At 68.9% G+C, this 14,800-nt stretch carries 11 protein-coding genes and 1 pseudogene; 6 read left to right on the forward strand and 6 right to left on the reverse strand.

Annotated features, from left to right (window positions below; translation table 11 throughout):
- The 5 genes from CCS38_RS09040 to CCS38_RS09060 all read right to left on the reverse strand — a co-directional run.
- Positions 1-575, reverse strand: a 575-nt coding sequence (locus tag CCS38_RS09040) for a DUF2637 domain-containing protein (protein WP_223732679.1), incomplete at its 3' end; no start/stop codon positions are given.
- A gap of 88 nt (positions 576-663) precedes the next feature.
- Positions 664-2,010 carry an FtsK/SpoIIIE domain-containing protein gene (locus tag CCS38_RS09045; RefSeq protein ID WP_223732680.1) on the reverse strand — a complete coding sequence of 449 codons (1,347 nt, stop codon included), beginning with the start codon at positions 2,008-2,010 and terminating at the stop codon, positions 664-666.
- A 2-nt stretch (positions 2,011-2,012) separates the two neighbouring features.
- On the reverse strand, positions 2,013-2,342 hold the full coding sequence (locus CCS38_RS09050) for an SCO3933 family regulatory protein (RefSeq protein WP_223732681.1): 330 nt from the start codon (positions 2,340-2,342) through the stop codon (positions 2,013-2,015).
- 257 nt (positions 2,343-2,599) lie between these two features.
- Positions 2,600-4,741 (reverse strand): tetratricopeptide repeat protein, encoded by a 2,142-nt coding sequence (locus tag CCS38_RS09055; protein WP_223732682.1) that lies wholly within the window; start codon positions 4,739-4,741, stop codon positions 2,600-2,602.
- 331 nt (positions 4,742-5,072) lie between these two features.
- Positions 5,073-5,852: a GntR family transcriptional regulator gene (locus tag CCS38_RS09060; protein WP_223732683.1), complete on the reverse strand. Its 780-nt coding sequence runs from the start codon at positions 5,850-5,852 to the stop codon at positions 5,073-5,075.
- 18 nt (positions 5,853-5,870) lie between these two features.
- Here CCS38_RS09060 and CCS38_RS09065 point away from each other — a divergent pair, with 18 nt between their 5' ends.
- The 6 genes from CCS38_RS09065 to CCS38_RS09090 all read left to right on the forward strand — a co-directional run bounded on the left by CCS38_RS09065 (position 5,871) and on the right by CCS38_RS09090 (position 14,304).
- Complete coding sequence (locus CCS38_RS09065; protein ID WP_223732684.1) at positions 5,871-6,332, forward strand: NUDIX hydrolase; 462 nt, start codon at positions 5,871-5,873, stop codon at positions 6,330-6,332.
- Positions 6,333-7,475: 1,143 nt separating this feature from the next.
- Positions 7,476-7,958, forward strand: coding sequence for a DUF4231 domain-containing protein (locus tag CCS38_RS09070; protein ID WP_223732685.1), 483 nt, complete (start codon positions 7,476-7,478; stop codon positions 7,956-7,958).
- Between the two features lie 1,188 nt (positions 7,959-9,146).
- Positions 9,147-10,253: a dual-specificity RNA methyltransferase RlmN gene (rlmN, locus tag CCS38_RS09075; protein ID WP_223732686.1), complete on the forward strand. Its 1,107-nt coding sequence runs from the start codon at positions 9,147-9,149 to the stop codon at positions 10,251-10,253.
- Positions 10,254-10,492: 239 nt separating this feature from the next.
- Positions 10,493-11,569, forward strand: coding sequence for a thiamine ABC transporter substrate-binding protein (locus tag CCS38_RS09080; RefSeq protein WP_223732687.1), 1,077 nt, complete (start codon positions 10,493-10,495; stop codon positions 11,567-11,569).
- On the forward strand, positions 11,545-13,251 hold the full coding sequence (locus tag CCS38_RS09085) for an ABC transporter permease (RefSeq protein ID WP_372457028.1): 1,707 nt from the start codon (positions 11,545-11,547) through the stop codon (positions 13,249-13,251). The genes CCS38_RS09080 and CCS38_RS09085 overlap by 25 nt, the downstream gene beginning before the upstream one ends.
- Positions 13,252-14,304 (forward strand): ABC transporter ATP-binding protein, encoded by a 1,053-nt coding sequence (locus tag CCS38_RS09090; protein WP_223732688.1) that lies wholly within the window; start codon positions 13,252-13,254, stop codon positions 14,302-14,304.
- A gap of 51 nt (positions 14,305-14,355) precedes the next feature.
- Here CCS38_RS09090 and CCS38_RS09095 read toward each other — a convergent pair.
- A pseudogene (locus CCS38_RS09095) lies at positions 14,356-14,800 on the reverse strand (hypothetical protein); the annotation flags it as partial.

A 14,800-nucleotide genomic window follows, 5' to 3' on the forward strand; every position in this document is an offset into this window, starting at 1 on the left:
GGTGACGGCTCGACCGGGGCAGGCTCTGGCAGCTGCTCGCGCACCGGCTCCGGTTCGGGCACCTTCTCTGGCTCCGGCTCGGGAAGTTCCGCCGGGGAAGGCTCCGGGACCCGTTCGACGCTGACCGGCTCCGCGACCGGTTCAGCCGCGGGCACCGGGGCCGGGGCGGGGTCGGTGACGAGGGTGTGCACCTGCCGCATGAGGGCGCCGAAGGCCAGCAACGCGGCGGACGGCGGCACGGCTGCTACCACGTAGTGCAGGAACGGGGCGTTGGTGCCGACTCCGGCGACGTTGAGGCCGATGCTGCCGAGTGATCCGGCGACGGTCAGGCCGATCGCCCACCAGTCGGTCACGTGCCGGAGCGCGGCGCGGAACATCAGGACCTCACCGGCCAGGATGAACAGGTCGATGGTGCCCGGCCAGGCCCACCGACGCTCCGGGGATGAGCCAAGGCCGTGGGACTGGGCGACCGAGGCGAGATGGGCGTAGGAGAGCCAGAACGCGGCGATCGTGAGGACCATGATCACGGCTCCGGCGACGAGGATCGCGGTGCGTTCGGCCTGGGGCTTGGTCATCGCGTCCTCCTTCCAAGATCAGGTTTTCGGCATGGGAGGGGTAGGGACCTGGCGGAAACGGTCACGCCAACCGTGGAAGGGGAGGGTGTTACTCGGTGACGGGCTGGGGCTTGATCAGCGAGGGCGCGTCATCGGCGGCGGGTTCGGCCGGCACGTACGGGCGGAACGGGGACAGGGCAGGCAGGTCCGGGACCAGGTGTGCGTACTCCCGGCAGACCGCCGACGCTTCGGCCGGGGCGGTCTCGGGGGTGCGGATGCGGGACCAGCTGCCCGAGGAGTCCCCGGCCACCGCCACCCCCGGCCGGTCAGCGGCGATCAGCGTCGCGGCAAGCACCGCGTCCGGCGAGACGTCACCCAGGCCCATTTCGGCGGTCTGCTTGTCGTTGACGCGGTGGACGACCCGGCCGGTGAGCTGGGCGCGGAGCATGGTGGCGCCCTTGCCCAGTTCGGCGCCGAAGCGCTGGCCGCAGACCTCCAGGTAGATGCCCACCGCACGAGCCATCTGGGCGAACCGCACCATCTGCATGACCATCCGGTTCCGGCGTTCCTCGTCCTTCTTCGCGGCGGTCAGGAACAGCTCGGCCACCTCGTCGACGAGGACCACCAGCGGCACCGGCCGCACCTCATCGGGCAGATCCCACAGATCCGAGACGTGATGGGCGCTGAGCAGGTCAAAGCGCTCCTCCATTTCGGCAATCAGCACGCCCAGCAGCTCGGCGGCATCCTCGGGGGTGGTGGCCAAGGCGGAGAGCCGGGGCGCGTAGGCCCTCTGCTCCACACCCCGCTTGCAGTCGATACCGACCAGCCCCACCGGCAGCTTGGCAAGCCCCGTGATCAGATTGCGCTGGTACATGGACTTCCCCGACTGGTTGGCCCCGAGGGTCAGGGCGTGCGGGACCTTGCGGTAGTCCCGGACATAGGCGCTGCCGTCCTCGCGGAGCGCCACCGGCACCACCATGGGCCCGGCCGCCCGCATCCGGCGCGGCATCTTCACCCGGCGCAGCACGTCATAGCCGGTCATCCGCAGCTCGACCACGCCGGGCTTGGTCTCGGCGACGGTGACGGAGTGGACGCCCCAGGCGTGGCGGAGCCGTTCGGAGGCCGCTGCCACGTCGGAGGGTTCCAGTCCGGCGGGCAGCCGGAGGGAGGCGATCAGGCCGGTGGAGGTTCCCCGCAGGCGGCGGACCTTGGGCGGTACGGGCTGGACCTCGCGGCGGGCGACGTTGCGGACCATGAACGCCCGCAGTCGGGAGGGCTGCACCGTCAGCCCGCAGACATCCATGGTGGTGCCGTAGGTGAAGGTGAACCGGCCCATGGCGACCGGCATGCCCACCAGCGACCAGTACACGCGCGGGGCGTGCCCCTTGGCGTAGGCGAGGCCACCGACACCGGCGAGAGTACCGGTGGCCTCCAGCACCGTGGTCAGGTCCGCCATGATCAGGCACCCGCCGCAAGCGCGGCCGCGCGGAAGGCGATGCCATGCCGCTTCTCGCCGTTGAACTCGTTCTCCCAGTCCCGCGCCTTCAGGCCCACAACCGAGACCGGCATGCCCGGCGTCAGCCCCTCGGGGACACCCGTCTCCGGCGCGGACACCTGGTAGAGGTTGCCCTCCCCGTCATCCGAGACCAGCAGGCCCACCGTCATCAGGTCGGCGCCGGTCTCGCGGTCCTTGGCGATCTCGCCCGTCTTCCGGTTGGCGACCTTCGGGGTCGGCGCGGTCGCGACGAACACCACAGCGGTCGACGTGTCGATCTTGAACGAAGGCATGAGGTACTCCTCTAAATGTGGCGAGCTCATGCACTCATGTACATGAGTGAGTGATAGAAGAGTGCCGCACTCCTGTACGAGAAGAAACTTGGGACGGGTTGCTGCTGCCTGATGTTCTGTCAGTGCCTGTGCCTGAACCCCTGATTTGTAACTGTCTGTGCCTGTGGAGTAGGTCCGTTCGCTGGTCGTCGGACGGGGGTCTGTTCGGTCGGGGCGGCGTGCCTCGGCTCCGGCCCGTACGCGGGCCTTTCGGTCTTCTATGCGTCCTCGCCCCTGAGGCTGGCGAGGTCGTCCTGGGCCATGACTGTCCAGGGATGCTCGGGCCCTGCCGTCCTCATCCGCCCTTCCACCACCGCTGCGAAGTGTTCCAAAGCCTCTTCCCGATGACCATTCGCGGCCAGGGCACGCCCCAGCAGCAACCGGGCCGCCAGGGTGATTGGATACTCGGGTCCGAGGACGCGTTGGTATGCGGCGAACGCGCTGCGGGCGGGGGCAAGTGCCTCGTGCTCGCGCCCGGATTCGTACAAGGCGAAGGCGTAGTTGAGCTCAGCGCCGAGGGCGAGCGAATGGTCCTGCTCCAATACGCGGTGGCAGTCCTCGACGAGGCGACGGCCGGCCGCCGAGTTTTTCCTCAGCTCAACCAGGGAGAGCCTGGCTCTGATCGTCAGCGGGTGCGTGGCACCCACTGCGTCCGTGCGGCCGCGGACTGCCCGTTCGATCAGCGTCTCAGCTTCCTGCATTTTCCCAACCCGCATACATGCCTTTGACAACTGCAGGCAACCGTCGAAGGCGTCCAGTGAGGTCGGCCCGCACACGCGCTCGCAGTCCTGTAGCTCCTGTCGGTGCACGACCTCCGCTTCTTGGAAGCGGCCCAGCCGGCCGAGGGACATCCCCTTGCGTCGACGGAGCCTCAACATCACGGGCCGCATCGGGTCCACTCGCAGCGTTGCGAGTTTCACCGCTTGCTCCGCCAGCGTCAGCGCCGGCGCGTAGTCTCCTGCCCGGTGCAGCGCGGTCACAAGCCGGAGCAGCGCTTCCGCGGCGGCCTCGATTGTCGCGCTGCTCACGCCCTGATCGGCCGTCGCCCGTTGGAGCAATCCCACCGCGTGCGGGGCCAACAAGCCCGTGCGCGCGTCCAGCTGGCTCACCGGCTGTGGTATCTCCGGAAGGACCGACAGCAACTGCCGGGCCGCTGTCGCGATCAGCCGGTCCCGGTCTTCTGACCGGGCCCCGTGCCACACGCTGTCCAGCAGTACGCCATGCGTGCGCAGGCACCGCACCTCGCCGGGGACAACCTGCGTCAAGGACTGGTCGAGCAGGCCGCGCAGAGCCAGCTCAACACGGTGGCGGGGGACGACGTCCCCCATGTCCAAGCCAGACAGCAACGACAGCGGCAGCGGATCGCTGGTCCAGCAGGCGAGCAGCTGCAGCAGTGGGTCTGCCTCTGGAACACCGTGCCGGACCAGGGCGTCGAGCGATAACTGCCAGGTGCTGCTGACCAAGTGCCGGGATTCGCCCCTACCGGCGGTCGCTGCGCCCTGGTCGAGGAGGTCTATCGGGTTCAGGCCCTGGCCGCTGTCGAGGCTGCGGCCGTAGTCGGCCATGGTCCAGGGGTCGATGACCTGGTGGGCGAGGAAGCCGCCTGCAAGGGTGAGCGCCAGGGGGAGCTGGCCGAGACGCTCAGCCACGCTCTGAGCCTCCTGGAACGTCCCGGCCGTCGGCGCGAGATCACACAGCACCCGTGCCGCATCCTGCTTCGGCAACACATCGACGTGCAGCAGTTCCGCGCCCGGCCACCAGTGGGCGGCTGCCTGCCGCGTGGTGACGAGCACCGTTCCTCGGAGGCTCGTGCGGAGCCAGCCGCCGTCCCGCAGCACGGACGGGTCGTCGGCGTTGTCCAGGACCAGCAGCCAAGGCTCCGGCGAGCGGTCGAGGTGGTTCCAGACCAGATCGGCCGGGGCCCGCAGGCCGCTACGTGCAGCGGTCAGCTCCCCATGGCCAGCGCCCCGATCGGCAGCCACGCCCAGCATGCCTGTCCGTAGGGATGCCGTATCGGAGGCATTGACCCACAGGCCGACTCGGTCGGCCTCGTCGGTCGCGTACTGGAACAGGGCGTGTGCGACGGCTGTCTTGCCGCAGCCGCCGAGACCATGAAGGACGTAGACCTGGCCGCCGGCCTCGGCGTCAACTGCGGCCCGCAGACGGCCCATCAGGTCGGTACGGTCACGCAGTGCGACGGGCACGCGGCCCACCGACGGCCAGCGCACGGAGTCCAGGCCTGGCCAATGGGCATCGGAGTCCTTGGTGCCGTGGTGGTGGTGCTCGATGATGTGCTGATCCCCGGACGCCTGATAGACCCGGCCTTGTCCTTCAGCCCAGGCGTCATTGCTGCCATTCATCATTTCCCCCTTGCCCCCACCAGCAGCACTTCGTACCACAGGAGTTCAGGTTAGATCACAGAAGTGGTAGGGCATCAGAGATCGCATCTTCGAGCAGGCTCGCAACTCAGCTGACGGGCGGTCTTGACGACTACCAACGCCGCCCCGGGGCAACTCACAGCAGAGACGGGGCAATCCGAATGCCCCGTGACTGTAAGCGCCTGCGTCTGAACCCTTGGCCGAAGGCTCCGCCACTCATACGCGAAACATCTCACCCGCACTCGGCCCCAAGGTGAACGAGCCTGCCCAGCCACCACAGACGGTTACCGATCAAGGGATATGACACAGCCACTCAGTCGCGCGCCGCGAATCGGTAGTCGAGAATGAACTGGTCAGCGGCCATGACGGTGTCGCACACCTCCACCACTCGCCCCTCGGCGGTCATCGCGTTCCGCACGAGGTGAATCACGGGGGAGCCCGGACTCAGCGCCAGCGCCGACGCCTCCTCCTTGGTCGCCAGCCGGGCCCGGACAGTCTCGGTGAACTCATCGAGCACATGACCGTGCTCCTCCAGCCGGGCGTAGATCCCACCGCCTCCGGGATTCTCAGCGAAGGTCTCCGGAATGTCCTTCACCACGTCCCACGGCAGGTACGACGTGGCCTCCTCGGTCGGCGTGCCATCGCGAAAATAGCGACGCCGACGACTGAGCACCTTGGCCCCCGGGCTCACCCCAAGTCGTTCGGCGATCTCCGCAGGAGATTCTGTCGGCCCGACGTACAGAACGGTGACAGAGGGAGTTCCGCCCGACTGCTCAGCCTCAGCGAGGTAGGCGGCTTTGCCGGCCTTTCGGTGAGCCCGACGGAAGCGGTCCGAGGACTTGCGCTGGACGGGAGGCCGCGACCGCACGAACGAACCACGGCCATGATGCGTTTCGATCAGTTGCGTAGTCCGGAGTTCTGCGACAGCCTTCCGAACGGTGCCGGAAGCCACTCCGTACTTGGCCATGAGGTCTGTCTCACTCGGTACGGGCGCTCCGGGAGCCAGTGAGCCTGCGCGGATCTGCTCTGCCAGGTCATCCGCGATCTGGAGGTACTTCGGCTTCCCCGACGAAGCCGTGCCACTACTCGCCATAGTCCTTATCAGTCTCCTATGCTCCTGTACATGAGTAGCAGCCAGCCGCAAACCCGGTCAACACCACTCCACTCGGTCTCCGTAGCAGGCGTGGTGGTCCGCGAAGACGGCCGGGTCCTGACCATCCGCCGAGCGGACAACGGTACGTGGGAGCCACCCGGCGGCGTGCTCGAGCTGGACGAGAGTCCGGAAGACGGCGTTCGACGGGAGGTCTACGAAGAGACCGGGATCAAGGTCCGCGCAGACCAGCTCACCGGTGTGTACAAGAACGTGACTCGCGGGATCGTGGCCCTGGTCTTCCGATGCCACGTGGAGGGTGGACAGGAACAGCTCTCCGATGAGTCGACCGCGGTCGAGTGGCTGACCAGCGAGGAAGTAAGCGAGCGCATGGGTGACGTATACGCGGTCCGCGTGCTCGATGCCCTGCGAGACGAAACTCCGCACGTCCGCTCTCACGATGGCCGCAAGCTGATCGCTTAAGGGGAGCTGTTACAGGTTTCTCTACCTCATCAAGCTCCCCACCCTTCGGGCGGGGAGGAGGGGGTGGGGGATCACTTCAGGGGCTTTCGCTCAGGGAGTGCCGTTCCCGGCCGGGTCTACCTGGCGCCGATCGCCGGGAGCCGCCGATGAAGCCCATAGGCGTCGATCAAGGTCAGCATCTCCCCCGAGCCTTGTCGGCCGGGAGCTCCGCGAAGGCCCTCCGGGAACCGACCGGCTTGCGGCTCTGGCCTTGTGGGGGCTCTTGCTTTCGGCATCCGACGCGCAGGCCAACGGCTTGTCCAGCCGCCGCTACGAATCACACCCCACCGGCCCGTCACACGGGCCGGCGCGGGCACGGGGACTCGGGCGCCGCTCCTGCCTCCGGCCCGCTCCGCCCGGCCCCCGGCCCCGCGCCACCGAAGGATGCCACGGGGTAATTCGCTTCACGCTTTGTCCCGCCCAAAGCAGCGCCGGAGCGAGCAGTCATCCCCACCGGCCAACGCCTCCACCGGCGGATCCCAGAGCCATCGCAGGCATCCGCCACCAGTCCAGGGGGAGCAGCCAGAGCGCGGCCCGTGGCTCAGGGCGTGCCCATCGAGGAGCCCCGGGGCGGCGAGAAGAGTGCAGGCGAGAAGTGGTGAAGGTGGGCGGAAGCGGTGAGCGGTTTACGTGACAGGCGCGCTGCCGACCGCGCCATAAGCCCTAGTCCTGACAGAAGGCTGGCTACGGGAGGGGTGGGGTCGGGGCGGCCGAGCACTCCGGGCGAGAACGCCGGCATGGGGCGGGCCGCCGTTCCGCCACCGTCACGGATGCACCAGCGTGAGCGGACCGCACCCCAATACGTGGCTGAAGGGGAGCACCTGCTGCCGCGATGTGGCGAAGGCCCGTAGGCGTTCCACTCGACGCGGCGCCGTCGGGGCCAAGGAGCGTGTCGCGCCTATGACCCGAGCCATCGACCCGCCGCGGGCGCCACACCAAGGCGCCGGGGATCAGCCTTGCTCCACGGTGTGTGGGTCGCAGGCGGACGGGATGGAAGCTCGGGACGAGGGGTGGGCAAGGTGCGAGGCCAGGGAACCGCACAATGGCAGGGCAGCGTCTGGCGGGGAGCGAGTCAGAAGATGGCGACAGTGGCTTGGGGGCGGAATGCAGCCGGACAGTAGACTAAATGTCGGTCTCAGTCCGAGGGAGGCAGCTGCCTTCCTACTGGAGAAGATTCGTCAGAGCAACGACTACGCGCGCGGCAAGAAGAGGCGGTTCGGGCGAAGCGCATCCATCACCAAGGTGGCGACGCTTGCGCTGTCCGCTGCGTCTACCGTCATCCTGGGCCTGCAGAATCTCAATGCGTGGGCTGGTCTGGCCTTGGCGTGTGTGGCGTTGGTGACGTTGCTGGGAGCCGTCGAGCCTTTCTTCAATTGGCGCTCCCGGTGGGTTGCGATGGAGGAAGCGCAGTACCGGTTCCAGCGGCTTTCCGATGACCTCGAATACCTCGTGGCATCGACAGCCGCCGACGGCCTCACGTTCGATCAGCTGGGCGAAATCTTCGGTCAATACCAAGCGATCTGGAATGATCTGAGCCGCACGTGGCTGGAGCATCGTCGGGAAGCCCCGCTGACGCCCCATGCATAGTTGAAACACGTCGCTACTCGGGCCGTTTCCGGGCCGTCCGAGGACGACCGGAAGCGGCCAACGATGACAGATGACGACCGTCGAGTTCCTCGCTGCGCGCCGTCTGAGTGGCAAAACCCTGGCGGCCAAGATCTACCGAGAGACCCAGGCAAGAAGTCACTCCTCGTGCCCCTTCCGTGCCCGATCAGCCGGGGAACACCAGGGAATCGCGGGCGGCGCCGGGCAACGCTAAAGACAGAGGCCCCCAGCCAGATTCCCTGGGGCCTTCTCAGTGCGGAGGCTGTGGGATTTGAACCCACGGTGACGTTGCCGCCACGACAGTTTTCAGGATGGAGGTCGGTGTGCGTCCCCTATGGGGACCTCAGGCAGCCCGAGCTCTAGTCGGACAGCCCGTACGAAGGAATGCTGGGCTTGAAATGTTTCCTCGAATAGCTCTCCTGGAAGCTCGTCGACGTCATGGGTGAGCCGTGAGGCGGCGAGCTTGCGGACTGCCCGAGCAAGTGCGTTGACGGCTATGACGGTTTCTGCTCGCTCGGAAACGAGACGGACCGACATGAGTGTCACGTCGAGCTTTTCTTTGTATGGTTGACCTAATTCGTCGAAAATTGGAATTGGGTCAGACGGTAGGTTCATGCGCTCCAGGCCAAGCACTCGCGTGTCTGGGTTAACCGCCAACACCAAGTAATGTCTATAGGCGGTCAAGAAATCGCCACACGCTTCCAGTCGAATGCTCTGCCACCGCTGCGTGTGATCCCTACGCCAAGAACGATCCGAGTTGCGAACGGAGAGCCAGCCGCCTAGCACTACAGCTAGAAGAGTGACCACGGCGGTAATAGCGTTTTGAAGAAGGTTCACTGTGCCTAGCGTGGCTCAATGCGCTCGCTGTGTGAAGGGTCATGACGGGAGCTTCACGCTTGGCTGCGTGAAGGCCCACCTGTCAGATGACGGCCGTCATCAACCGGCGGCCGGAAGAGATCCTGCTGCAGTGACCGGCCCATATCGAGACTGGTCAAGGCGTGTGATGTAGGCAGGGCCCCGTGTCAGTCGGGTTACGCACTGCACAGGCCGGCTGGGCCGTCTGTGGGCCGTGCGAGGTCGGTCAATGACGACAAGTGACGGTCGAGGGTGACGGCCCCCACCCTGCTCTCACCTGGGTGGGCCTGGATGATCTGCCACACTGGATGGACCATGCCTGCACCTGGAGAACTTACTTTTGTCGCGCCGCGCGGGGCCAAGAAGCCGCCGCGGCATCTTGCCGATCTTTCGCCTGCTGAGCGCAAGGAGGCCGTGGCGGCGATCGGGGAGAAGCCGTTCCGCGCCAAGCAGCTTTCGCAGCACTACTTCGCGCGGTACGCGCACGACCCGGAGCAGTGGACGGACATTCCGGCCGCGGCGCGGGAGAAGCTGGCGGCCGAGATGCTGCCGGAGCTGATGAGCGTGGTGCGGCACATCTCGTGCGACGACGACCAGACGCGCAAGACGCTGTGGAAGCTGTTCGACGGGACGCTGGTCGAGTCGGTGCTGATGCGGTACCCGGACCGGGTGACCATGTGCATCTCCTCGCAGGCCGGGTGCGGGATGAACTGCCCGTTCTGTGCGACGGGGCAGGCGGGGCTGGACCGGAACCTGTCGACCGCCGAGATCGTTCATCAGATCGTCGATGGGATGCGGGCGCTCAGGGACGGGGAGATCCCTGGTGGGCCGGCGCGGCTGTCGAACATTGTTTTCATGGGCATGGGTGAGCCGCTCGCCAACTACAACCGTGTGGCGGGGGCGATCCGGCGGCTGACCGACCCCGAGCCGGACGGGCTGGGGCTGTCGCAGCGCGGGATCACCGTGTCCACGGTGGGGCTGGTGCCGGCGATGCTGCGCTTCGCCGACGAGGGCTTCAAGTGCCGGCTGGCCGTGTCGCTGCACGCGCCGGACGACGAGCTGCGGGACACGCTCGTGCCGGTGAACACGCGGTGGAAGGTGCGCGAGGTACTGGACGCGGCGTGGACGTACGCCGAGAAGTCCGGGCGGCGCATCTCGATCGAGTACGCGCTGATCAGGGACATCAACGACCAGGCGTGGCGCGGGGACCTGCTCGGGAAGCTGCTCAAGGGGAAGCGGGTGCATGTGAACCTGATCCCGCTGAACCCCACGCCCGGTTCGAAGTGGACCGCCTCGCGGCCCGAGGACGAGAAGGCGTTCGTCGAGGCGATCGCGGCGCACGGCGTGCCGGTGACCGTGCGGGACACCCGTGGCCAGGAGATCGACGGCGCCTGCGGCCAGCTCGCCGCGTCCGAGCGCTGATACCGTAGCGTTCGAACATCTCCACACAGACATCATCCGACAGGGGAGCGCCACAGCGCTGAGAGTGTGGCAGGCCGTCGTCACGACGCTGCCGCAGACCCTTGAACCTCGCCCGGGTCATTCCGGGTAGGAAGTTCGGTCTTACTCATGCTGTTGCGCCCTGCCCGCGGCGCCGGTTCCGCCGGCCGCCGCGGGCAGGGCCGCGTCTCTTCCTGGCCAGCCAGGAGGACTGATCCACGGTGACCACCGGCAGAAGAAGAACCGCAGCACTCGGCCTCGCGGTGACGCTGGGCGCCCTGACGCTCGCCGCCTGCGGCGGCTCCGGCGGCGAGCAGGCGGCCGCCACCAAGACCGTCAAGCTCGTCACCCACGACTCGTTCAACGTCTCCAAGTCCGTCCTCGCGGACTTCGAGAAGCAGAGCGGGTACAAGGTCCAGATGATCAAGGGCGGGGACGCTGGCAAGGCCGTCAACCAGGCGGTGCTGACGAAGGACAACCCGCAGGGGGACGTCTTCTTCGGCATCGACAACACGCTGCTGTCGCGCGGGCTCGACGAGGGGCTCTTCACGCCGTACAAGGCCAAGGGCCTGGACGGCGTGGACGAGAAGCTGCAGCTCGACAAGGGGAAGCACCGGGTCACGCCGGTCGACTACGGCGACACCTGCGTCAACTACGACAAGGCGTACTTCGCGAAGCACAAGATCGCGCCGCCGAAGACGTTCGGTGATCTGGTGAAGCCGGAGTACAAGAACCTGCTGGTCACCGAGAACTCCGCCACGTCGTCGCCGGGGCTCGCCTTCCAGCTCGGCACCATCGCCCAGTACGGCAAGGGTGGTTGGCAGGACTACTGGAAGAAGCTCCAGGCCAATGGCGTCGAGGTCGTCGACGGCTGGGAGCAGGCGTACTACGAGCGGTTCTCGGGCGCGGCCGGCAGCAAGGGCGACAAGCCGCTCGTCGTCTCCTATGCCTCCAGCCCGCCCGCCGAGGTCATGGCCAAGAAGCCGGCGCCGAAGGAGGCGCCCACCGGCGTCGCCACCGGCACCTGCTTCCGGCAGACCGAGTTCGCCGGGCTGCTGAAGGGCGCGGCGAACGAGAAGGGCGGCAAGGCGCTGCTGGACTTCCTGATCAGCAAGGAGTTCCAGGAGGACATGCCGTTGCAGATGTTCGTGAACCCGGTCGTCGAAGGCGCGAAGGTGCCAGAGCTGTTCACGAAGTACGGGCAGAAGATCGACGAGCCGAAGACGGTGTCGCCGACGGAGATCGCGGGCAACCGTGAACAGTGGATCAAGCAGTGGTCCTCGCTCGTCCTGAAGTAGACCCCGGAGCGGACCGGCGAGGGGTACGGTTCCGGCCTCGGCGCGCGTCGGTGTCCCGACTCGCGCTGATGGCCGTGCCGTTCGCCTTCTTCGTGCTCTTCTTCGCCTACCCGGTCGCCATGATCGTCGACCGGGGGCTGCGGGAGGGCGGGAGCTGGCAGTTCGGGCAGGCGGGCGAGGTCCTCACGGATCCGGATCTGCTGCACGTCCTGTGGTTCACCGGGTGGCAGGCGGCGGCTTCCACGGCCCTCACGCTGCTGATCGCGCTCCCCGGCGCGTACGTCTTCGCGCGCTTCGAGTTCCCCGGAAAGAGGCTGCTGCGGGCGGTCGTCACCGTGCCGTTCGTGCTGCCCACCGTCGTCGTCGGCTCCGCCTTCCTGGCGCTCGTCGGCCGCGGCGGCCTGCTGGACGACCTGTGGGGCGTACGGCTGGACACCTCGGTCTGGGCGATCCTGCTCGCGCACGTCTTCTTCAACTACGCGGTGGTCGTACGCACCGTGGGCGGGCTGTGGAGTGCGCTGGACCCGCGCCAGGAGGAGGCCGCGCGGGTGCTCGGCGCCGGGCGGTTCGCGGCCTGGCGGCGGGTGACGCTGCCCGCGCTGGCGCCCGCGGTGGCCGCCGCCGCGCTGATGGTCTTCCTCTTCACCTTCACCTCCTTCGGGATCGTGCAGATCCTCGGGGGCCCGCGCTTCGCCACCCTCGAAGTGGAGATCTACCGGCAGACCGCCGACTTCCTGGATCTGCCGACCGCGGCGGTGCTCACCCTCGTGCAGTTCGCCGCCGTACTCGGGCTGCTCGCGCTGCACGCCTGGACGGTACGGCGGCGCGAGAGCGCACTGAAGCTGGTCGACGCGGCCCGTACGGCGCGCCGGCCGCGCGGCGCCGGGCAGTGGGCGTTGCTGGCGAGCACGCTCGTGGTGATCGCCGTACTGCTCGTGCTGCCGCTCGTCGTCCTTGTAGAGCGGTCTTTCGCCGGCCCCGATGGCCACGGCCTGGTCTTCTACCGCGCGCTGCAGGCCGCGGCCGGTGCCGACTCGACGTTCACCGTGCCGCCGCTGACCGCCCTGTGGAACTCGCTCGCGTACGCGGTGGCCGCCACCGCCATCGCGGTCGTCGTCGGCGGGCTGGCGGCGGCCGCGCTGACGAGGCGCGGCGGCCGGCTCGTACGCGGCTTCGACGCGCTGCTCATGCTGCCGCTCGGCGTCTCCGCCGTGACCGTCGGCTTCGGCTTCCTGATCAGCCTCGACGAGCCGCCGCTGGACCTGCGCGCCTCGTGGTGGCTGGTGCCGCTCGCGCAGGCCCTGGTGGGCGTGCCGTTCGTCGTACGGACCATGCTGCCGGTGCTGCGCGCGGTGGACGGACGGCTGCGGGAGGCCGCGGCGGTACTGGGGGCCACGCCCTGGCAGGTGTGGCGCGAGGTGGATCTGCCGCTGGTGCGGCGGGCGCTGCTGATCGCGGCCGGTTTCGCGTTCGCCGTCTCGCTCGGCGAGTTCGGCGCGACGGTGTTCATCGCGCGCCCGGATCAGCCCACGCTGCCGGTGGCCGTGGCGCGGCTGCTGGGCCGCGCGGGCGAGCTCAACTACGGGCAGGCGATGGCCCTGTCGACCATTCTGATGGTGGTGTGCGCGGGGGCGCTGCTGGCGCTGGAGCGGGTACGCACCGACCGGACGGGAGAGTTCTAGGTGACCGACAACCGGACTGACGGCCCTCTCCTGCGCCTGACCGGACTCGGCGTGCGCTTCGGGGCGCACACCGCGCTGGACACGGTGGACCTGGACGTCGCCGAGCACGAGACGGTCTGCGTCCTGGGGCCCAGCGGCAGCGGCAAGTCCACGCTGCTGCGGGTGATCGCCGGGCTGCAGCAGGCCGACACCGGCGAGGTCGTACTGGATGGCCGGAACCTGCGTACCGTGCCCACCCACCGGCGGGGCGTCGGGCTGATGTTCCAGGACCACCAGCTCTTCCCGCAGCGCGACGTGGCGGGCAACGTCGCCTTCGGGTTGCGGATGCGCGGCGCCGCGCGGGCCGAACAGGAACGCAAGGTCGCCGAACTGCTCGACCTGGTGGGCCTGCCGGGCGCCCAGCGCCGGGCCGTCGGCTCGCTCTCCGGCGGCGAGCAGCAGCGCGTCGCGCTGGCCAGGGCGCTGGCGCCCAGCCCCCGGCTGCTGATGCTGGACGAGCCGCTCGGCCAGCTCGACCGCGGGCTGCGCGAGCGCCTGGTGGTCGAACTGCGGCGGCTCTTCGGCGAGTTGGGGACGACCGTACTGGCGGTGACGCACGACCAGGGCGAGGCGTTCGCGCTCGCCGACCGGGTCGTCGTCATGCGCGACGGGCGGATCGCGCAGACCGGTACGCCGCTGGAGGTCTGGCAGCGCCCCGCCGACGAGTTCGTCGCCCGCTTCCTCGGCTTCGACAACGTCGTGCCGGCCACGGTCACCGGCGAGGCCGCGGACACCCCGTGGGGCAAGGTGCCGGTCCCGGACGGCACGGCGGAGGGCGCCTGCCGGCTCCTCGTCCGCCCGGCCGGCGTCCGACTGGTCCCGGCCCGCGAGGGCCTGCCCTGCACGGTCGCGGCCCGCACCTTCCGCGGTACGCACGTCTCCCTCCGGCTGCGCCCGGCGGCCGGGCCCGAACTGGACGCGGCCTGCGCACTCGCGGCCGCGCCCGAGGTGGGCGAGAAGGTCGGCGCGGCGTTCGTCGCGGCGGACGTGGTGGTCCTGCCCGCACGCGACTGACCTGCACGCACGCCCCCGAAAGCTTCCGTACGCCCCCGGAAGCCGCAGCCCTCAGCCCACCAGCGGCCCCGCCGCCAGGTGGGCCACCCCGCCCGTGACCGCCGTCAGAACGACGACCAGGACGCCCGCGCGCAGGGCAGCGGCGCGGTGGAGGAGGCCGGCCGGGGCGCCGAGGCGGTGGAGGGCGTCCGTCGTCGCGGCGCGGGCCGTGCGGGACTCGGTGACCGCGGTCAGCACGCTGAGCGCGGTACAGGCCAGTACCAGGCCGCCGCCGAGCGCGGAGAGCGGCCCGAGGGAGCCGGGGGCGCCGCGGCCGTACAGGGTGTACGCGGCGTAGACGCCCGAAGCGGCCGCCATCAGGATGCCCAGCGGACGGCCCACCCGGCGGGACTCCTCCTGGAGGACCCGCCCGGCCAGCAGCCGCGCCGCGCCCGCCCGGCCCGCGCCCAGCACCCGCCCGCTCGCGTGCACCAGCCCCGGCGCCGCCAGCACCAGA

It is taken from the genome of Streptomyces purpurogeneiscleroticus (assembly GCF_020024005.1).
GTDB lineage: Bacteria > Actinomycetota > Actinomycetes > Streptomycetales > Streptomycetaceae > Streptomyces > Streptomyces purpurogeneiscleroticus.